This is a genomic window from Pantoea sp. C2G6 (genome assembly GCF_051336815.1).
Lineage (GTDB): Bacteria > Pseudomonadota > Gammaproteobacteria > Enterobacterales > Enterobacteriaceae > Pantoea.
Genome location: NZ_JBGMNJ010000016.1, coordinates 22,727 through 41,646, shown reverse-complemented (window position 1 = coordinate 41,646; position 18,920 = coordinate 22,727). Strand labels below are relative to the sequence as shown.

The window sequence follows — 18,920 nt, the reverse complement described above, 5'->3', positions numbered from 1 at the left end:
AATCAGCTTACAAGTTACTCCCCTTTGCAACATCGTAAGTTACGGATTCGCCGCCCGGTAAGCAATCACTCTCAGTCATATTTTGAAATATTTACACTTCGTGCCGATCGGCGGGGAAGATCACCCCGGTCTGGCGGCGGATCTCTGTCAGCAGCGCGGCGGTGATCCGGGAAACCTCCAACGCCGGATGATCCACCTGGCGCTGCTCCACCAGCCGGACAAAGGTGTCAGCTTCATAGCGCATGGTGTTGCTGTGCTGCGGCTGGCTCAGCAGCTGCTTCTCACCGCCGCGCGGCACAAAGCTCAGTTGCTGACACTCCGAAATCTTCTCAATCAGCAGCGCGCCCGCTTCGCCCTGAATCTCACTCGGCAGGCTGGAATCACTGACTTTTGAATGCAGGATGGTCACGTCAAAATCGCCGTAGCTCAGCAGCACCACGCCATGCGCATCGACGCCGCTCGCCAGCAGCGTGGCGCTGGCCTGCACCCGCTGCGGTTCGCCCCACAGCGTGACCGCCGCGGCCAGACAGTAGTAGCCAATATCCATCACCGAGCCGTTCGACCAGCGCGGATCAAAAGTATTCGGGTTTTCACCGTTGAGATAACGCGGATAGCGTGAGGAGTACTGGCAGTAACTCAGCAACGCCTTACGCAGCTTGCCCACTTCGGGCAGTGCCTGTTGCAGCCGCAGGAAGTTGGGCAGGCTGGCGGTTTTAAACGCCTCGAACAGCACCACCTGATGTTCGCGGGCGCAGGCGATCAGCTGCTCCACCTCCGCCAGATTTGAGGCCAGCGGTTTTTCGCATATCACATGCTTGCCGTGCGACATAAACAGCCGCGCCTGCTCGCAGTGCAGGGCGTTGGGGCTGGCAAGATAGACCGCATCGATCTCCGGGCTGGCGGCCAGCTCATCCAGCGAGGTAAAGGTCTGCTCGCAGGGATAGTCGGCGCGAAAAGCGTCGGCCTGTGCCTGAGTGCGGGAATAGATCGCACTGAGCTTCATCGCGCCAGTCTCCTGCGCGGCATCAATAAACTGGCGTGTAATCCAGTTTGTTCCCACAATGGCAAAACGAATCACGTCATCTCTCCGGCAGCGGTAAAGCGGCAGAGTAACATCTTCCCGACGCGCTGCAAGGTCGCGGGCCGGGCAGGGATTGATCCTGCGATCCGCATTCCAATACTATGCTGTCGCAATGATTTTTAAGCACCAACCAGGGAGCGCAGGTGAAAGCGAGTAAGCACGCATTAAACTGGACCACCCTGCTGATCGCCATTCCGGTCGGCTGTGCCGCGTCACTGGTGACGCTGGCTTTTCGCGGGGTGATCGAACTGATCAACCATCTGCTGTTCGCCCGTGATGGCGAGATTACCGAGTCGCTGCATCTCTGGCCGTGGATATTCTGGCCGCTGCTGGTGGGGGCGGGCGGGGTGCTGGCGGGCTTTTTTCTGCGCTACGCGGTCGCCATTGAACAGCAAAAGACGGTGAAAACCGACTACCTCGAAGTGATCAACGCCCGTCTCGATGCGGTGCCGACCCGGACCTCGCTGTTTCGCGCCTTGTCCTCAATTGCCAGTATCGGCAGCGGCGCATCGATAGGGAAAGAGGGGCCGATGGTGCAGCTTTCAGCGCTGTGCGGCAGCGTTATCGGCCGCCTGCTGCCGGCGTCGCTGAACCTGAAAAACAGCGATGTGGTGGCGATGGCCGCCGCCGCCGGTCTCTCTTCGGTCTACCATGCGCCGCTCGCCTCGGCGATTTTCGTGGCGGAGATCGCCTTTGGCATTTCCGCGCTTCAGCGGCTGATCCCGCTGATTATCGCCTCCGCCGTGGCGGTGATGACCATGTGGTCGCTGGGATTCCGCAGCGCGCTCTATCCGCTGGCGGACGCGAATTTCGGCATGGATCTCAGTAGCCTGCTGATGACGGTGGTGATTGGACTCTGCGCCGGGCTGGCGGGCTGGCTGCTGATTAAATGCATCGCCCGCAGCAAAGTGCTGTTCAGCCGGATTGCCTCGCTGCCGCTGCGCCTCGGCGCGGGCGGATTCGCGGTGGGGTTACTGGCGTTGATCTCCACCGATATTCTCGGCAACGGCTACGAGGTAATTGTCAAAGTGATGGCGGGTCACTATCTGCTGCCCGGTCTGCTGCTGTTGCTGCTGCTGAAAACGCTCGCCACCAGCCTGTCGGTGGGCTCCAACGCGGTCGGCGGGCTGTTTACCCCCTCACTGCTGATTGGCGCGCTGCTGGGGGTGATCCTCGCCAGCGCAGGCGCGGCGCTGCATCTGCCGCTCGGCAACCTGCTGCTCTATGCGGCGATTGGCATGGCGGCGGTGCTGGCGGCGGTCAGTCAGGCACCGCTGATGGCGATGCTGATGGTGCTGGAGATGACGCTCAACAGCAGCTTGCTGTTTCCGCTGATGATCGCCTCGGTGCTGGCGTCGATGGTGGTCTATCGGCTGCAATCCGCCAGTACCTATCCGGTAGTGAGTAATCACTTCAACCGCTCAGAGGCGAAATATGATTTTGATAACATGCGCATCGCCGAGCTGATCATCGCCGGTGCGGCGTTGCAGCCGGAGGAGTCGGTGGGGCAGGCGCTGGCGGTCAGTTCACTGAAGCGTGAACGCTACGTCTATGTGATTAACGCCGCCGGGGCTTTCCTCGGCGTGGTGTCGATTCATGAGATTTCGCGCCGGGTGCTGGCGCAGGAGATCACCCTCGACTCTCCGGTGCAGTGCGTGATGGATCAGGATTTCCCGGTGGTCTATCAGAATCAGAGTATGCGCGAAGGGTGGGAAGCGTTTGCCACGGTGACGCTGGAGCGGTTGCCGGTGCTGAACAATCCTGTCGAGCGGCGCTTCCTGGGAGCGCTGACCAAAACCAGCCTGATCCAGAAAGCGCAGGAGTTCCTTTAAGCGGCGTTGCCGCGCATCGCCTGGTCGGTCATCCACAGCCGCGCATCAAATTCGAGCTGATGGTAGTCCGGCTCCATATGGCAGCAGAGCTGGTAGAACGCTTTATCGTGTTCTTTCTCTTTCAGGTGTGCCAGCTCATGCACCACAATCATCCGCAGAAACGGCTCCGGGGCGAGACGGAAAAAGGTGGAGATACGGATCTCCGCTTTGGCCCGCAGTTTGCCGCCCTGCACGCGCGAGATGGCGGTGTGCAGCCCCAGCGCATGTTTCATCACCTTGATTTTGTTATCCCACATCACTTTGCTGATCGGCGGCGCGTTGCGCATGTAGCGGTTTTTCAGCGCCTGGGTGTAGTCATAGAGCGCTTTATCACTCATCACGTCGTGGGTATCGGGGTAGCGCTCCTGCAAAAACGCGCCTAAGCGCTGATGGGCGATCAGCGTCTGAACCTGCTCAAGAAGAGGGGCAGGATAACCCTGTAGGTAGATCAGTGAGGACATTAGGGATTCCCGGCGAAAGAGAGTATACTGCGCGCCCTTTTTATCGGGGCGAAAATTAGCCAAAGTGTACCACGCCGGAGAATTCATGAGCCAACTTGAACTGAACGATCGCACACTGACCCTGCATCGCTTCCCGCAGATGCGTGACGAAAGTCCATTACAAGCCTGGGATGCGGCTGATGAATATCTGTTACAGCAGGCGCTGCCGGAGGGACCGGTGCTGATCTTTAACGACAGCTTCGGTGCATTAACCTGCGCGCTGAATCCGCGCCCCATCTGGCACGTCAGCGACTCCTGGCTGAGCCAGCAGGCGACCCGTCAGAACCTGACGTTCAACGCGCTGGACGATAGCGAGGTTCACTTTCTCGATAGCCTGGCGGAGCTGCCCGCTTCACCGGCGGTGGTATTAATTAAAGTGCCAAAAACCCTCGCCCTGCTGGAGCATCAGCTGCGCGCCATTCGTGAAGTCGCCACACCGCAGACGGTGATTCTGGCGGCGGCGCGCGCCAAAGAGATCCATAACTCAACCTTACAGCTGTTTGAACAGATTATTGGCGAAACCAGAACCTCACTGGCGTGGAAAAAAGCGCGGCTGATCTTCAGCCAGTTCAGCCAGCCTGCGCTGCGTGAGGCAAATCCAACCCTGGTCTGGCCACTGGATGGCACACCTTATCAGATCCATAACTACGCCAACGTCTTTTCGCGCGCCTCACTGGATATTGGCGCCCGGCTGTTTGTGCAGCATCTGCCGGAAAACATTGAGGGCGAGATTGTCGACCTCGGCTGTGGCAACGGCGTGGTGGGGCTGGTGGCGCTGGAGCAGAATCCGCAGGCCGAGGTACATTTCCTTGATGAGTCTTATATGGCGGTCGCCTCCAGCCAGCGCAACGTCGAGGTAAACCGTCCCGACGATCTGGCGCGCTGCCAGTTCCGGGTCAACAACGTGCTGAGCGGCTATCCCTCCGATCGCCTGCACGCGGTGCTCTGTAATCCGCCGTTTCATCAGCAGCATGCGGTCACCGATCACCTGGCGTGGCAGATGTTCCGCGACGCCAAACGCACCTTGCAGTATGGCGGCGAGCTGCGCATTGTCGGCAACCGCCACCTCGACTATCACCAGAAACTGAAAAAGCTGTTTGGTAACTGCACGCTGATCGCCTCAAACCAGAAGTTTGTGGTGCTGCGCGCGGTGAAAATGCGCTAATCAGATCGTTAAGGCCAGCTGGGTCGCCTGCGCGATAGCGCGGCGCGCGTCCAGCTCCTGCGCCACGTCGGCACCGCCGATCACCCTGACCGGCTTGCCGCTGGCACGCAGCGCGGCTTCCAGTTCGCGCTGCGGCTCCTGCCCGGCGCAGATAATCACATTATCAACGGCGAGCAGCAGCGTTTCGCCGTTGCGCCGCAGATGCAGCCCCTGATCATCAATCGCCAGATACTCCACGCCGCCCCACATCGCCACACCCTGCGCCTGAAGGCTGGCGCGATGGATCCAGCCGGTGGTTTTAGCCAGCCCCGCGCCCGGTTTTCCTGACCGGCGTTGCAGCAGCCAGATTTGCCGCTGCGCGGCGGGCGGCTGGGGCGCGATCACGCCACCGCGCCGGGTCAGGCTGCGATCGATGCCCCATTCGGCGTAAAACGCCGCCAGATCCTCATCGTGGCCGGGCTGCGACAGATACTCCGCCACATCAAAGCCGATGCCGCCTGCGCCGATAATCGCCACCCGTGCGCCCACCGGCCGCTTATCACGCAGCACCTCAAGGTAGCTCAGCACTGAAGGGTGATCGATGCCCGGAATCGTCGGCGTGCGCGGCTGAATGCCGGTCGCCAGGATCACCTCGTCGGCCCCGCTGAGCCGGTCGGCGTCGGCCTGGCAGCCGGTGATCACCTGTACCCCCGCCGCCGCCAGCTGGTGACGGAAATAGCGCAGCGTTTCACTGAACTCCGCTTTACCGGGGATCTGCCGGGCAAGATTGAACTGGCCGCCGATTTCCGGTGCGGCTTCATAGAGCGTCACCTGGTGTCCGCGCTGGGCCGCCTGGAGCGCAAACGCCATGCCCGCCGGACCCGCGCCCACCACCGCCAGCCTGCGTGGTGCGGGGGTGACTGTCACCGGCATCAGCGACTCATGGCAGGCGCGCGGATTGACCAGACAGGAGGTGATCTTACCGGCGAATACCTGGTCGAGGCAGGCCTGATTACAGGCGATGCAGGTATTGATGCTGTCGGGATCGCCACGCTGCGCTTTGCTGACAAAGGCGGGATCGGCGAGAAAAGGGCGCGCCATCGACACCATATCGGCGCAGCCCGACTGCAACAGCTGCTCAGCGACGGCGGGATGGTTGATACGGTTGGTGGCGATCACCGGCACCGAGACATGACTGCGCAGCCGCTGCGTCACCCAGGCGAAGGCGGCGCGCGGCACACAGGTGGCGATGGTCGGGATGCGCGCTTCGTGCCAGCCGATGCCAGTATTGAACAGCGTCACGCCGCACTGCTCCAGCTCGCTCGCCAGCAGCAGGGTCTCATCCAGCGTGCTGCCCTCTTCGATCAGGTCGAGCATCGACAGCCGGAAGATAATGATAAAGGCGTCGCCGGTGGCGGCGCGCACGGCGCGGGTGATCGCCAGCGCGAACTGCATCCGCTGGCGGAAGTCGCCGCCCCAGCGGTCACTGCGCTGGTTGGTGTGCTTCACCAGGAACTGGTTAATCAGGTAGCCTTCTGAGCCCATGATCTCCACCCCATCGTAGCCCGCCAGCTGAGCCAGCCGGGCGCAGCGGGCAAAGTCATCGATGGTCTGTCCAATCATCGCCTCGCTCATCGCCTGCGGGGTAAAGGGGTTAATCGGTGCCTGGCGGGCCGAAGGGGCAACCAGGTCGGGCTGATAGCTGTAACGGCCGGTGTGCAGGATTTGCAGGGCGATCTTGCCCTGATGCTGATGTACCGCCGCGGTGATCTGCTGGTGCCAGCCGCACCGTGCTTCGTCGGTGAGCATCGCGCCGTGCGCGGTGGTCACGCCCTGCGGATTGGGGGCGATGCCGCCGGTGACGATCAGCGCGACACCTTCGCGCGCCCGTTCGCCATAGAAAGCGGCCAGCCGGGCGGCGCCATCGGGATGCTCTTCCAGCCCGGTGTGCATTGAACCCATCAGAAAGCGGTTTTTAAGCTGGGTAAAACCCAGGTCCAGCGGCGTAAACAGCGCCGGATAGTCAGGATTGAGCGGGGCCATAATCACTCACGCTAAAGTGGTCGGATGAGTTTACTCTAGCGCCTTCTGTGTTAAAAAAAAGTGAAAGGTTGTCAGGCTGTGAGTCAAATCAACATCGCGCCGCTCACGCCAGACCCGGCCCGCTCAGCGCCGCCGGATCCAGGAGTAGCGCGAGTGATAGCCGCTGCTGAAGTGGGTATTGAAGCGGTAGCTTGAACCGGGCTCGGCCATGCAGTAGGTGCAGAGATTGAGGTTATCGATCTGCGCGGCGGGGACGCCTGCGGCAATCAGCATCCGGGTCGCCAGCGCGGGCAGATCAAACCAGACACCCTGCTGCCGGGCGGTGGCCTGCGGACGCTGCGCCAGGGGATTAACCGGCTGGTTGTGGTGCCAGCGCAGCCAGCCAGCGAGGTCGGCGCGCTGTTCCATCTCCGCCAGCTGCGGACCAGCCAGTTCGTAACAGCAGGGCCCCATCGCCGGGCCGATTGCCACACAGAGTTGCTGCGGATCGCTGCCCTGTTCACACAGTTTTTCCACCGCGCGGATCAGCACCCCCGCCAGCGTGCCTTTCAGTCCGGCATGAACCGCCGCCACGGTTTTACGCTGCCGATCGGCGAACAGCACTGGCAGGCAGTCAGCGGTGTAGACCGCCACCGGGCGGCTGCCGGTGGCGATAATGCCATCGGATTCGACACTTTTGGGTGGCCAGTTCTCCACGTCAGTCACCACCGTGGCGCTGTGACGCTGATGTCCGTAGGCCGCGTCAGCCGGAGGCGGCGCACCGGCGGCCTGAAACGCATAGTCGAGCCACTCCAGCGAATCGAGTAAGGATGAGCGCGGGGTCACGGCCATAAGAATCTCCTGTTATCACAGCGGGCATTGAGCTGCCCACAGCTTACGTTAACTGCTACATTTTTGAAGCGTTCCCTCAGACCTTTCTCACCTTAAGGATGAAATGATGAAAACCTCCGCAAAACTCGCTGCGTCTGGCCTGGTCGCGCTGTTACTCACCGGCTGCGCCTCGTCATCTCAGCAAACTGCGCAGCAGCAGCTGAGTCAGCAATCGGTACTGGCGGTCAACTGGTTCCAGCAGTCCGGCGAATATCAGGCGCTGAGCTGGCAGGCGTTTAACAGCGCGCGCATGGCGTTTGATCAGGCGCCGTCGCTGACCGGTAAACCCAAAGCGGTGATTGTCGATCTGGATGAAACCATGCTGGATAACAGCGCCTACAGCGCTTGGCAGGCGAAAAACGGTCAGCCGTTCAGCGATAAAAGCTGGTCCGCCTGGACGCAGGCACGACAGGCCAGAGCCGTGCCCGGCGCGCTGGCGTTTGCGCGACACGTCACGCAGAACGGCGGCACGCTGTTCTACGTCTCTAACCGCGATCAGAAAGATTACGCCGCCACCGTCGCCAACCTGCAACAGCTCGGCTTTCCTGAAGTCAGCGATAAAACGGTACGGCTGAAGAGCGGCAGTTCCGATAAGCAGGCGCGTTTTGATGCCATCAAAAACGCGGGCTATAACGTGGTGCTCTACGTCGGTGATAACCTCAACGATTTTGGCGGCGCGACCTGGCATCAGGGCAATCAGCAGCGCCGCGATTTTGTGAATCTTAATCATCAGCAGTTCGGAACGCAGTTTATCGTGCTGCCTAACCCGCTCTATGGCGACTGGGAGAGTGGAATGGCGGAAAATTACAATAAACTGACACCGGAACAGCAGCTGTCGGTGCGCCAGTCGCGCCTGCAAAGCTGGAACGGTAAATAATTCGTCAAGAAAAAGAGCCTGGCCCGGTCAGGCTCTGTTAAGCCGTGGTCCTGATTTACTTTCCCCTGTCACTATTCTCCCGCGAATTAAATTAATTATCTCTGGCTTCTTTCAGCGCCAAAACCTGGTCTATTAAACTGGCTGCTGCTAATTAAACTGGTGGATTGTGCTAATGGTTAATTTTTTAATTAAGAGCATTCTTAATAAAACGGCGACGGTCTGGTATGGCAGACGATACCCGCTTAAGCACTAAGTGTATTTATTTGTCAGCGGTAACTTTAGTTTATCAATGATTTTATTATAACTGACTGATTTATAGGTTTTAAAAAGTGTTATGCTATTTTCGCGCCGCTGCTGCCCGCTGAATTAAATTTACCTTTAGCTGACCTTATCTGACGCCATATTGACAAAACAGATGATGTTAACTGGCTGTGAAATATTGGTCGTGCATTGGCAATGGTTAGCGTTTATAACCTTTTTCTGTGACTCGGTTCTTATTTCCTGGCGGCGTCCGCCTTATCGGTGTGCCGGTATATCGGTGGGTTGGCCAGGATGCGATATTCCCGGTAGCAGAGAGAAGATGATTGTGACGACACTTAAACCGTTATTAGCGAAAAATCGCAGTTGGGCACTCCAGCGCCGCCAGCGTAATCCCGATTATTTTAAGAAATTCCTGCATCAGCAGAAGCCGCACTCGTTATGGATTGGCTGCTCAGACAGTCGCGTTCCGGCAGAGGTGCTGACCGGCTCCCATCCCGGCGAACTTTTTGTCCACCGTAACATCGCCAACATGGTGCTGGAGGAGGATGACAACCTGCTGAGCGTGCTGCAATACGCGCTCTTTTTTCTCGGCGTAACCCGCATCGTCTTAAGTGGTCATTATGGCTGCGGCGGGGTGGAAGCCGCGCTGAATCTGCCCGGCAGCGGACTGGAAGATCAGGATAGCGCGCTGGCGAGACGCATTAAGAGGCTGCGGGACGATATTCAGAGCGGGCTGGCGACAGAGACGTCGCCCGAAGCGCGACTCGATCGGCTGGTCGAGGCCAACGTCAGGGCGCAATTCGCCCGGCTGGTGACATCTGAACCGGTCCGGCAAATCTGGCAGTCAGGCCAGCCACTGGAGGTGTTTGGTTGTGTATATGACCTGCGCTCCGGTCATCTTAAAGAGCTGATTTCTCAATCTGCACAGGAGCCTTGCCTATGAATTCCGATACCCTGCGCCGCGACATTCCTGCCGGACTGGTGGTTTTCCTCGTCGCCCTGCCGCTCTGTCTCGGCATTGCACAGGCCAGTGGCTTACCGCCGTTCGCCGGTCTGCTGACCGGGGTGATTGGCGGTCTGGTCGTCACCTCCCTCAGTCCATCCCGCTTTGCCGTCAGCGGCCCGGCGGCCGGACTGGTGACGATTGTGGTCGCTTCAATGGCGTCACTCGGCAGCTTCTCCGCCTTTCTGACCGCGCTGATTATCGCTGGCGTGCTGCAATGTCTGTTTGGCCTGCTGCGCGCCGGGCGCTTTATCGCCCTGGTGCCGGGCAGCGTGATTAAAGGGATGCTGGCGGCGATTGGCCTGCTGCTGATCATGCAGCAGATCCCGGTGGCGCTGGGCGCGGCGGGGGATGCTGAACTGGTTTCGCTGGTCAGCGGTGAGATGACTTTCTCGCTGCCGGCCATACTGGTGGCGGGTGTCGGATTAGCCATCTTATGCCTCTGGACCACCGCGCCGGTCAAACGCATCAAAGCGCTGGCGTGGATCCCGGGTCCGCTGATTGCGGTGCTGGTCGGCTGTCTCGCTACCGTGGCGGGCGGACGACTCTTCCCGGAGATGGCAGGCGGGCTGGCACGCATCTCGCTGCCCGCCTTTGACAGCCTCTCTGCGCTGGCGGCGGAGCTGGAGACGCCGGACTGGATGGCCTGGCAGAATCCGCAGGTCTGGGTAGTGGCGCTGACGCTGGCGCTGGTGGCCAGTCTGGAGACGCTGCTGAGCCAGGAAGCGCTGAAAAAGCTGCGGCCTCAGACGCCCGCGCCGTCGCCGAACAAAGAGATGTTCGCCCAGGGGATCGGTAATCTCACCGCCGGTTTGCTGGGGGCGATGCCGATAACCGCGGTGATCGTGCGCAGCTCTGTCAACGTCAGCGCCGGGGCGCAGACTAAACTCTCGATCTTTATTCACGGTGTGCTGCTGCTGATCTGCGGCATGTGGTTCAGTGAGATGCTGAACGCCATCCCACTGGCCAGCCTCGCCGCCGTGCTGCTTTACACCGGCTATAAGCTGGCGACACCGCGCCTGTTTGTGGAGCAGTTTCGGATGGGGACGCAACAGTACGTGCCGTTTCTGGCGACGATCGTGGGGATTCTTACGCTGGGGATGCTGGCGGGCATCGGTATCGGCATCGCCACGCAGATCCTCTGTAGCATCTATAAGAGCCATCGTAATGCGTTGCAGCTCACCCGTTATGATGACCACTACGTGTTGCGCTTCCAGCAGAACCTGACCTTTATGCACAACCCGAAGCTACAGGGACTGCTGGATGAGATCCCGGAGAACAGCGTGGTGATTGTCGATAATGACAACGCGGAGTATCTCGATCCCGACGTCAAAGCGGTGCTGAAAGAGTTCGGCGAAAATGCCGATAAGCGTGGTATCCGCCTCAGTCAGTGGCCGGTAGCCGTGAAGTAGCCGTAGCGCAACGGTAAACTTTGCAGCAGAACAAAAATCGGATATCTCGGATAGCCGATTTTTTTATGGGCGGGGCATAATGGGCCCCGTTTTCAACTGTCACATCCCGTTATTAATCTGCGCTGGGCAATTGGTCTGAGTTAGCCTATAAATAGCGGCTTTATCGCCCGATGACGTTGGGAATATCCAGGATTAAATCACTCTGACACCATGCGCCTGTTCCGGGGGCGTGGACGGCCAGCCTCTCTGCGACAAGGTCCGGATGTATGCGCGTACAGCTATTTGAAGAGCACAATGCTAAAAAGAATGCACTCTCGCTGTTTTTGATCACGCTGCTATTTTGCTTTATTGGTGGACACCTGCGCTTTCCGCAGGAGCTCTCGCTGTTCTGGCCGGTCAACGCCATCGTCGCCGGGGTGATGGTCCGTCATCCTTTTCTGCATCAGACCCGCTACTACCTGGCCTGCTTTGCCGCGATGGTGTTTAACGACAGCGTTTTCTCAGGCTGGGCGCTGCCAGCGTTCACCCTCAATTTCGCCAATATCCTGTTTATCCTGGTGGCGGTAACGCTGCTGGTGAAACACCTGCAACACGACTCCAGCAGTGAACGCATTAACAGCGTGCTGCGTATTTTTCCCGCCTGTCTGCTGGCGGGGCTGGCCTGTGCCAGCTGGGGAGCGCTGGCGCAGCAGGCCGATTTTGACGGCGGGCTGGTGACGGCGTGGGGGGAGTGGTTCAGCGAGCAATTCTCTACCGGGCTGATGCTGCTGCCATTTTTACTGACGCGCGACTGGGCATCGCTGTCGCCGCGTCAGCTATTGCAGCTGCGTAAACTGGCACCGCTTATCGCCGTCATTTTCTCACTGGTGATGGGGGCGATGATGGGCGGCGCGGGCAGCCTGACCTTTCCGGTGCCGGCGCTGGTCTGGTGCGCCATTGTGCTGCCGATGCCGCTCACCAGCCTGGTGATCTTACTGACCGGCATTACTGAAATCATCCTGGTTTCGCACGGCGTAATGAACATTCAGGGCGATGATAACCTGCTGCCGATCAGCCATCTGACCTCGGCGCGGCTGGGGGTGGCGACAATCGCCATCAGCCCGCTGATTGTGGCCGCCAGCATGGATGCGATCCGCCAGCTGAACCAGCGTTTAGCGCTGCGCGCCAATTACGATTTTCTGACCCAGCTGCTGTCGCGTTCCGGTCTCTATGAGAGCCTGCGTACCGAGCCGTTCACGCCGCAGCGTAAAGCCGGGGTGATCCTGCTGGATGTCGACTATTTCAAAGCGATCAATGACAACTTTGGCCATGACGCCGGTGACAGCGTGCTGGAGGAGATCGCCCGTCGGATGCAGCGGGTGGTGGGCAATGAAGGCCACATCTGCCGCTTTGGCGGCGAGGAGTTTGTGGTGGTGCTGTTCGACCAGAACCCGGAAAAGCTCTACTTTCTGGCGGAAACGATCCGTCAGCGGATGGCAAAAGAGAAGTTCTGGATCCAGGGCGGTACTGTCACCGTCACCGTCAGTCTGGGGCTGGCTTACGACAGCGGAGGAGATGCGGGGGAGTGGCATCGGGTGATTAACCGGCTGATCTCGGCAGCCGATAAAAATCTCTATCTGTCAAAACGCAATGGCCGCAATCAGACCTCACCGGCTAATCAGCGCATCCTGACCAGCGACGTGGCGTAGCGCCACGTCGCTGACGGGTTCAGCTGACGCTGCTTTTCAGGTTGCTGGCCTGCTGGTGGCGTTCTATCGCCAGATCGATCAGTCGGCTGATAAGATCCTGATAGCTGAGTCCGGCCGCCTGCCACAGTTTCGGATACATGCTGATATTGGTGAAGCCGGGCAGGGTGTTGACTTCATTGACGATAATCTCCTCCGCGTCGGTTAAAAAGACATCGACGCGCGCCATGCCGAAGCACTCCAGCGCGGTAAAGGCGTTAATCGCCACCTCACGGATGGCATCGCTGATCGCAGGCGAAATAGCCGCCGGGACCACCGTCTGTGCGCCACTCTCTGAGATATATTTGGTGTCGTAAGAGTAGAAGGCGTCATGCACCACCACCTCGCCGCAGGGGCTGGCTTGCGGCGCGTCATTGCCCAGCACCGCACACTCGATTTCGCGACCTTTGATCTCCTGCTCAATCAGCACCTTGCGGTCAAAGGTAAAGGCCAGCGCCAGCGCGGCGTCGAACTCTTCCGCACGCTCCACTTTGCTGACGCCCACCGAGGAGCCCTGGTTGGCGGGTTTAATAAACAGCGGCAGACCAAAACGGGCAATCACTGCTTCCGCGTCCAGCCGGGCGCGCTGAGCCTGGGTCACGCTCAGCCAGGGCGCCACTTTCAGGCCGGCGTCGCGTAACAGCCGTTTGGTGAAATCTTTATCCATGCTGACCGCCGAACCGAGCACGTCGGAGCCGACAAACGGCAGCGACGCCATCCGCAGCAGGCCCTGCAACGAGCCATCTTCGCCCAGCGTGCCGTGCACAATCGGGAAGATCACATCAATCTGCGACAGGGGATGGGCGTTGTGACGGGTGATCAGCGGCTGCTGCGCGTCGCCGGGCACCAGCGCCACATCGTCCGCGGCGTGATTCAGCGCAATCAGCGCCGGGTTTTCGGCGTTGAGTAAGAAGTTCGAGGCATCGTTAAGCCGCCAGTGTCCCTGCTTATCGATGCCGAGCAGCACGACCTCGAATCTGGTTTTGTCGATCGCCTCAAGAATATTTTTGGCTGACTGCAATGACACTTCGTGTTCAGCCGATTTGCCGCCAAATACGATCCCTACCCGCAACTTTGTCATCAATTTTGCCCACTAAAAAAATCAAAACCACAAGATAGCATGGGCCTCTGAGATCAAAACAGGGCAGGGCAGCAGATTATTGTGCCGGATGATCAGCTGTCGCTGCCCACCAGGAAGCTGCCGTTCAGCTGCCACTGCTGCCGATCCCTGACGCGGGTGGCCGCGGCGGGCAGCCAGCCTGCAATGGTCACTTTTGCGCGCAGGGTGCTGCCAGCGGCGATCTGTCCCTCTTGCAAAAACTGCATTGTATTACCCGGCGTAAACGCCATCTGTGCCGCCTCTTTTCCCGCGCTTTCGATCGTTACCGGACGATCGTCAAGGGTCACGTCGTGCAGGGTCAGCGTCACCCAACCCTGCTCGCCAAACAGATAGCTTTCGTTATCTTTCGCCGGGCCATTAAAAACCAGCGTCAGCGGCGTCTCGCGGTCACAGCTGACGGTGATCTCAGACTCACGGTCGTCACCCATGCGCAGCTCCGTGGCGGAGAGCGAGTTTCCGGGACGTGAAATCAGTTCGCCGCGCGTCATCTCACCATAGTCGATCAGCGACTCACTGAGCTGAATCTGGCACTCTGCCCTGACGGTTGCAGCGGTCAGAAAGCTGCTGCCAGCCAGCAGCAGCGACAGTAAAAAGTAGGTTTTCATCGGTCGCATCTCGCAGAAAGTGCAGCGTAAAGGCTGCCGGGTTGATCATACCAGGGGGTGATAAGCTTCAGCGCACAGCGGGAGCCATCGCGGCGTACGCCGGAGAGCGGCTCATCCGGCAGGTCGTCGAAGAACAGCGTGCCATCGTCATTAACAAAGGCGACCAGCGCACCTTTGCCGTTTTTTATCGCTGAGCCTGGCGCCGGACCCTGGTCTGGCGGGAAGCTCAGCAGCGCCCGGCGCACGGTGAAGGCGGGCAGGATCACCGGCACCACCGCGCCGCGATAAGGCGTGACATCCGCAATGCCGCTGAGGATCTGGACATTTTTGGGCAGGCTCTGGTTTTCGATCCGCACGCTATTTTTCTGCCACGGCGTCCAGGAGGCGATGGCGTGACCGCTGCGATCGCTCCAGACGGTGCCGCCAGGGGTATGAATAGTGACGTCCGGTTGCGGACTATTGAGGGAAATAATGCCAAAGGTATCGCCGACTTTGCGCGGCGTAAACGTCAGCCCTTCGCTGTGTAACACCATGCCGCCGCGTGCGCCCAGGTTATAGCTGCTGCTGTTTTCGTTATGCGAAGCGCCTCCGCTCAGCTGACTATATTTGGTGGTCCAGGTGGCTGAACCCGCCAGCGATGCGCTCTCCTGCTGACTTTTCTCCCCTGACAGACTCCAGGCGAAGTGATCGTTCAGGGTGTTGTCCACGCCCACTCCCGCCCGCGTTTTCTGGTTATTGCGACTGACCCAGCTGCGCAGGCTGCTGCTGTTACCCAGCGGAACCGAGAGGTTGAGGTAAACGTAACGATCGTCGGTATGGCGCTGGTCCAGAGTCAGCCGGTTTTTTTGCAGACTGAGGTTAAGGTTCACCCTGCCGAAGGTGCGGCTCCAGCTGAACATATAGCCCAGGGTTTCTGATCCCTGCCAGCTCTGCGACAGGCTGCCGGTAAAAGAGAACAGCCCAAGCCGCGGCTGGCTGTAGCTCAGCCCGGCAGCATATTGAGATTTGATCTGCCCATTCTCCGCGCTGGTTTTTTTAGCGGACCAGGCGCTGCCCGGATCCATATAGTCGCGGCTGCGAAAGCTGGCGGAGGAGGTGAGGGACAGGCCAGAAGTAACCCCGGCACTGAGGCTGATCTGATGGTTCAACCCCTGCTTTTTTCCCTGACTCTCCGCGCTGTTGTGGGCCAGCGAAGCGGTCTGGGTGAGTGAGGCCAGCAGTCGCTGGCTCAGCCGCAGCGTGGTGCGCCATGAGGCGGCCTGATAGTCGCCGCTCACCAGGCCACCCGCCTCCACCGCCATAAAGGGATTCTGATAAACGCCCGCGGAACCGACGACCAGCGGAAACTGCTCATCGGTCAGGCGCAGTCGTCCCAGCGCCAGCGAGGGGCCGGCGTCGGCCAGCGCGATATTGGATTGGGCCTGAATGTAGGGAATGGTCTGCTGCTGCCGGTTGCCGGATTGATCGTGGCTGACGATCTTAAAATCGTCTGACTGGTTGATGGCCGGAATATCCGTCAGGGTGTTCATGCCCGCCGTGACCTGAAACGTTTTGAGTAACACCCCGGCCTGCCACACCTCGACGCTGCCCGCCTCGGTGACCAGCAGCGCCAATGAAACGCCCCGGTTGCCGCCGCTCTGTAAGCCGCGTTCCGGCACGATTTGCGCGCCCAGCAGGTTAATGCCGGAAAACAGCGAGTCGCCAGCGGTAATCTCACCGATCTGGATCACCGAGGTCCAGCCGGGGATCGATCGCTGACCATAGCTGTAGAGGCGGGTGAGCTGATGCTGCTCACCCAGGCTGGAATAACTCTGCCCGCTGCGGAAAATCCAGTTGTGAATATTGGCACCCACCTCAGACGTCAGCGTCTGAGAGGCGTCATCTCCGCCGTTATGGTTCTGATACTGATACCGACGGCCATCATAGTTCACTATCAGCGCGTTGCCGCCGCTCGAATAGTGGCGATCGTGCAGCAGATCGCTGGCGGGAACGCTGAGCAACAGGGTGCTGCGATCGACCTGCTGTTCGATCAGAATCGGGCTCTCTGCTCTGAGTTGCAGACAGGCGGTGTGAGCGTCCTGTTTAAAGCGATCGGCACTGACGCCCAGCGTTTGCAACAGCGCGGCCGACCAGCAGGGCGTGCCAGCCTGATCAAAATTCAGGGTATGCACGCCTTTGCTCTGCCCATTAACGATAATATTGACCGGCTGTTCACCCGGCAGAAAATGGGCGCCCGCCTCAAGCAGCGCGGCGGCGCTGGCATCATAGCCAAGCGCTTTCAGCATCTCTTTATCGAAGCCATTTGCCGCCAGCGCATTGACGGAACTGATCAACAGGCCGAGTAAAAGAATCTCTCTCATCACCAATGGCAGGCTGGCTTACAGTTGCGCATCGTACGGCGTGGTTAATATCCCGTAGCGGGTGACGGGGTGCAGGCGCACAGACTTCACGCCGGCGGCGGCGGCCTGGGGCAGTGCCAGGCTGAACTTCTCGCCAGGCAAAATATAGGTTTTTTTTAGCTCAACCTGCTGGTTCCCCGGCAGCAGATCGACCTCTTTGGTCAGTCTGACGATATAGCGGCTCGGGTTTTCAACGCTGAGCGATGCACCGCTGCGGTGAAAGGTCAGACCGGTCCAGGGCGTGGTATTTAATGGCAGATCGGCGGGAGAGAGGATCACCGGAATATTCTGGCCAATCAGAATCCGGGCGCGATTTTTTTTGCCATCATCCTGGGGAATAGAGACAAAATCGATACGCTGCATTCTTTGTTTATCAAGTTTTACGCCATCTTTTAACACCACACGCACCTGCTGTTTTTTGCCGCCATCAACGCGCACCAGTTGTGGGGTAATAATCAGCTTATTTTCCGGGTCTTCCGGGATGGTTTGCAGGCGACTGTGCAACAGCGCAGTGCTGTTATCGGTATTCAGCACGGTAATAGTGACTTCACGGTTTTGATCGTCAAGAAATAATACCGGCACCTCGGGTTTCATGCCCGCGGCAGAGGCGGTCGCGGCAGATAATGAAAACAGAATGGCAACAGAGAGAAATTTAATCAAAACTTTCATTCCCGTAGCTGGATAAAGCGAAGGTCATCTGACCTTCGCCGAGATAATGAAGAATTACAGATAGACCACCGAGAAAGTGATGTTGCCATCAATGTCTACCGCTTCACCGGTTGGGTAGTGATCGGCTTTTTTCAGCATGACCTGTGAGGCGATGGTGTAGGTGGATTTCTTCAGCGCAGCGGGGACGGTGGTATCGGCGTCAGCGGCCAGGGCGAAATAACCATTTTTCTCGATCGCCTTAGGCAGCGAGGAAGAGATGGTCGCGGCGGTCCAGGTCGCCTGATCGCTGCTGGTAAGCAGATTGCTGTTAGCGGTGCCGTCGGCGGTTGCCGCGCTGATGGCCAGACCCAGCGCACCTACTTTCGCCTCTGTACTGTCGGTGCCGAGACCAAACATATTGGCATCGGTGAAATCCGTAATCGTGGTATTCATCTGCTCAGAGATGTCAGCCAGCGTCATGGCGCTTGAGGCGCGGTTATCCGTGGTCTGGATTGCCGTCGCGGCAGCGGCGTCGCAGTCGACACTCAGGGTGACATCGTTACCGGCTTTGATATTCACCACCGACGTCAGGGTTGAGGCGGGGATATTGCCGAGTTCTATTGAGGCGGAGCTTAATGACACATCACAGGTCGCCGGGGTGATCTTACCGGTCACGGTGAGCGTGGCCGAATCCGCGGCCAGACCGGCAAAGCTGACAGAAGCCAGCGCGCCAACAATGGCGGTATTTAAAAGGAGCTTACGCATAATTTTCTCCAGGTTAATGAGAGAGATAGAGAGCCTCTGTTAAGCGGCTCATCTGACTATTTACTTATTAATCTGAGAGTGATTCAGGATGAATAAAGCGCGTGGTCTATTGTTTGCTGTTATTCATCAGAATGAGTTTTATTCATGATTAATAAGTCAGACCCGAATGCGATATTTAATTCAGGGGGCGTAGGCTAACATATTCGTTTATTAGTGGTTCGGTCTGATTTAACTAAAATTATCACCATTTTGTGATTGTTGTTAATCAGGGGCTCTGAAGTAATCTTTTGTCATCATTAAAAATGAGTGTCATACGGGAATAAATAAGATAATCAGGTCGGAAGTGGTCAGCTAAAACCTGATGGTTTTATATCAGGTTATTTTAATTATCAGGGCTGAAATAATAACGATTTAAAGAATTAGCCACCTCCCTGTTGATTTTCCTGATAAGGTTTTTTGGTCTTATTTTCACTATTCTTGCGGTTTCTTTAAATAGCTGAGGGTTTCATAACGGTAACGCCGGGTTTTCATGGCAAAGAGTGCGATCGCTTTTTTTCAGTGCCCGGAAGTGAAAAGATAAACAGCAGGTTTTCTGCT

General features: G+C 58.5%; 15 protein-coding genes. 6 read left to right on the top strand and 9 right to left on the bottom strand.

The genetic code is table 11. From position 1 onward, the window contains the following. Positions 1 to 91: 91 nt before the first annotated feature. Entirely contained in the window at positions 92 to 1,078 is a 987-nt protein-coding gene (locus ACCW71_RS17685) for a Gfo/Idh/MocA family protein (protein ID WP_436373621.1), read from the bottom strand. A gap of 146 nt (positions 1,079 to 1,224) precedes the next feature. On the opposite strand from ACCW71_RS17685, the gene ACCW71_RS17680 reads away from it, so the two are divergent. Continuing rightward, positions 1,225 to 2,913, top strand: a complete 1,689-nt coding sequence (locus ACCW71_RS17680) for a chloride channel protein (protein WP_436373619.1) — start codon at positions 1,225 to 1,227, stop codon at positions 2,911 to 2,913. On the opposite strand, the gene ACCW71_RS17675 is transcribed toward ACCW71_RS17680, so the two are convergent. Further along, the gene (locus tag ACCW71_RS17675; RefSeq protein WP_436373617.1) at positions 2,910 to 3,413 is read right to left on the bottom strand and encodes a M48 metallopeptidase family protein; all 504 of its coding nucleotides are present in this window, start codon (positions 3,411 to 3,413) and stop codon (positions 2,910 to 2,912) included. The two genes, ACCW71_RS17680 and ACCW71_RS17675, sit on opposite strands and share 4 nt — an antisense overlap. 85 nt (positions 3,414 to 3,498) lie before the next feature. On the opposite strand from ACCW71_RS17675, the gene rlmG reads away from it, so the two are divergent. Further along, a complete protein-coding gene (gene rlmG / locus ACCW71_RS17670; RefSeq protein WP_436373615.1) occupies positions 3,499 to 4,617 on the top strand; it encodes a 23S rRNA (guanine(1835)-N(2))-methyltransferase RlmG in 1,119 nt (372 codons plus the stop codon). Here the strand turns inward: rlmG and ACCW71_RS17665 are convergent, their stop codons facing one another. Together ACCW71_RS17665 and ACCW71_RS17660 are read right to left on the bottom strand one after the other, a co-directional pair. Beyond that, positions 4,618 to 6,639 carry an FAD-dependent oxidoreductase gene (locus ACCW71_RS17665; RefSeq protein ID WP_436373613.1) on the bottom strand — a complete coding sequence of 674 codons (2,022 nt, stop codon included), beginning with the start codon at positions 6,637 to 6,639 and terminating at the stop codon, positions 4,618 to 4,620. It lies immediately after the preceding gene. 123 nt (positions 6,640 to 6,762) lie between these two features. Further along, positions 6,763 to 7,470 (bottom strand): polyphenol oxidase family protein, encoded by a 708-nt coding sequence (locus ACCW71_RS17660; protein ID WP_436373611.1) that lies wholly within the window; start codon positions 7,468 to 7,470, stop codon positions 6,763 to 6,765. A 106-nt stretch (positions 7,471 to 7,576) separates the two neighbouring features. On the opposite strand from ACCW71_RS17660, the gene ACCW71_RS17655 reads away from it, so the two are divergent. From ACCW71_RS17655 to ACCW71_RS17640, 4 genes are all read left to right on the top strand, one after another. Next, positions 7,577 to 8,386, top strand: a complete 810-nt coding sequence (locus tag ACCW71_RS17655; protein ID WP_436373609.1) for a 5'-nucleotidase, lipoprotein e(P4) family — start codon at positions 7,577 to 7,579, stop codon at positions 8,384 to 8,386. A 580-nt stretch (positions 8,387 to 8,966) separates the two neighbouring features. Continuing rightward, entirely contained in the window at positions 8,967 to 9,590 is a 624-nt protein-coding gene (locus ACCW71_RS17650) for a carbonic anhydrase (RefSeq protein WP_436373607.1), read from the top strand. After that, complete coding sequence (locus tag ACCW71_RS17645) at positions 9,587 to 11,062, top strand: SulP family inorganic anion transporter (protein WP_436373605.1); 1,476 nt, start codon at positions 9,587 to 9,589, stop codon at positions 11,060 to 11,062. Before ACCW71_RS17650 ends, ACCW71_RS17645 begins: the two co-directional genes overlap by 4 nt. A 266-nt stretch (positions 11,063 to 11,328) precedes the next feature. Beyond that, on the top strand, positions 11,329 to 12,750 hold the full coding sequence (locus ACCW71_RS17640; protein WP_436373603.1) for a diguanylate cyclase: 1,422 nt from the start codon (positions 11,329 to 11,331) through the stop codon (positions 12,748 to 12,750). 19 nt (positions 12,751 to 12,769) lie between these two features. On the opposite strand, the gene ddlA is transcribed toward ACCW71_RS17640, so the two are convergent. From ddlA to ACCW71_RS17615, 5 genes are all read right to left on the bottom strand, one after another. Then, entirely contained in the window at positions 12,770 to 13,867 is a 1,098-nt protein-coding gene (ddlA, locus tag ACCW71_RS17635; RefSeq protein ID WP_436373602.1) for a D-alanine--D-alanine ligase, read from the bottom strand. Between the two features lie 92 nt (positions 13,868 to 13,959). Beyond that, complete coding sequence (locus ACCW71_RS17630; RefSeq protein WP_436373600.1) at positions 13,960 to 14,511, bottom strand: hypothetical protein; 552 nt, start codon at positions 14,509 to 14,511, stop codon at positions 13,960 to 13,962. Next, a complete protein-coding gene (locus tag ACCW71_RS17625; protein ID WP_436373599.1) occupies positions 14,508 to 16,871 on the bottom strand; it encodes a fimbria/pilus outer membrane usher protein in 2,364 nt (787 codons plus the stop codon). The genes ACCW71_RS17630 and ACCW71_RS17625 overlap by 4 nt, the downstream gene beginning before the upstream one ends. Positions 16,872 to 16,889: 18 nt before the next feature. Further along, positions 16,890 to 17,579 carry a fimbria/pilus chaperone family protein gene (locus ACCW71_RS17620; RefSeq protein ID WP_436373597.1) on the bottom strand — a complete coding sequence of 230 codons (690 nt, stop codon included), beginning with the start codon at positions 17,577 to 17,579 and terminating at the stop codon, positions 16,890 to 16,892. Between the two features lie 54 nt (positions 17,580 to 17,633). After that, on the bottom strand, positions 17,634 to 18,323 hold the full coding sequence (locus tag ACCW71_RS17615; RefSeq protein WP_436373596.1) for a DUF1120 domain-containing protein: 690 nt from the start codon (positions 18,321 to 18,323) through the stop codon (positions 17,634 to 17,636). Between the last annotated feature and the right edge of the window lie 597 nt (positions 18,324 to 18,920).

What these genes read in the sequence shown, in the direction of transcription:
- ACCW71_RS17675 (WP_436373617.1), bottom strand. Translation starts at nt 3,413, where the DNA reads ATGTCCTCACTGATCTACCTACAGGGTTATCCTGCCCCTCTTCTTGAG.
- rlmG (WP_436373615.1), top strand. Translation starts at nt 3,499, where the DNA reads ATGAGCCAACTTGAACTGAACGATCGCACACTGACCCTGCATCGCTTC.
- ACCW71_RS17665 (WP_436373613.1), bottom strand. Translation starts at nt 6,639, where the DNA reads ATGGCCCCGCTCAATCCTGACTATCCGGCGCTGTTTACGCCGCTGGAC.
- ACCW71_RS17660 (WP_436373611.1), bottom strand. Translation starts at nt 7,470, where the DNA reads ATGGCCGTGACCCCGCGCTCATCCTTACTCGATTCGCTGGAGTGGCTC.
- ACCW71_RS17655 (WP_436373609.1), top strand. Translation starts at nt 7,577, where the DNA reads ATGAAAACCTCCGCAAAACTCGCTGCGTCTGGCCTGGTCGCGCTGTTA.
- ACCW71_RS17650 (WP_436373607.1), top strand. Translation starts at nt 8,967, where the DNA reads ATGATTGTGACGACACTTAAACCGTTATTAGCGAAAAATCGCAGTTGG.
- ACCW71_RS17645 (WP_436373605.1), top strand. Translation starts at nt 9,587, where the DNA reads ATGAATTCCGATACCCTGCGCCGCGACATTCCTGCCGGACTGGTGGTT.
- ACCW71_RS17640 (WP_436373603.1), top strand. Translation starts at nt 11,329, where the DNA reads ATGCGCGTACAGCTATTTGAAGAGCACAATGCTAAAAAGAATGCACTC.
- ddlA (WP_436373602.1), bottom strand. Translation starts at nt 13,867, where the DNA reads ATGACAAAGTTGCGGGTAGGGATCGTATTTGGCGGCAAATCGGCTGAA.
- ACCW71_RS17630 (WP_436373600.1), bottom strand. Translation starts at nt 14,511, where the DNA reads ATGAAAACCTACTTTTTACTGTCGCTGCTGCTGGCTGGCAGCAGCTTT.
- ACCW71_RS17625 (WP_436373599.1), bottom strand. Translation starts at nt 16,871, where the DNA reads ATGAGAGAGATTCTTTTACTCGGCCTGTTGATCAGTTCCGTCAATGCG.
- ACCW71_RS17620 (WP_436373597.1), bottom strand. Translation starts at nt 17,579, where the DNA reads ATGAAAGTTTTGATTAAATTTCTCTCTGTTGCCATTCTGTTTTCATTA.
- ACCW71_RS17615 (WP_436373596.1), bottom strand. Translation starts at nt 18,323, where the DNA reads ATGCGTAAGCTCCTTTTAAATACCGCCATTGTTGGCGCGCTGGCTTCT.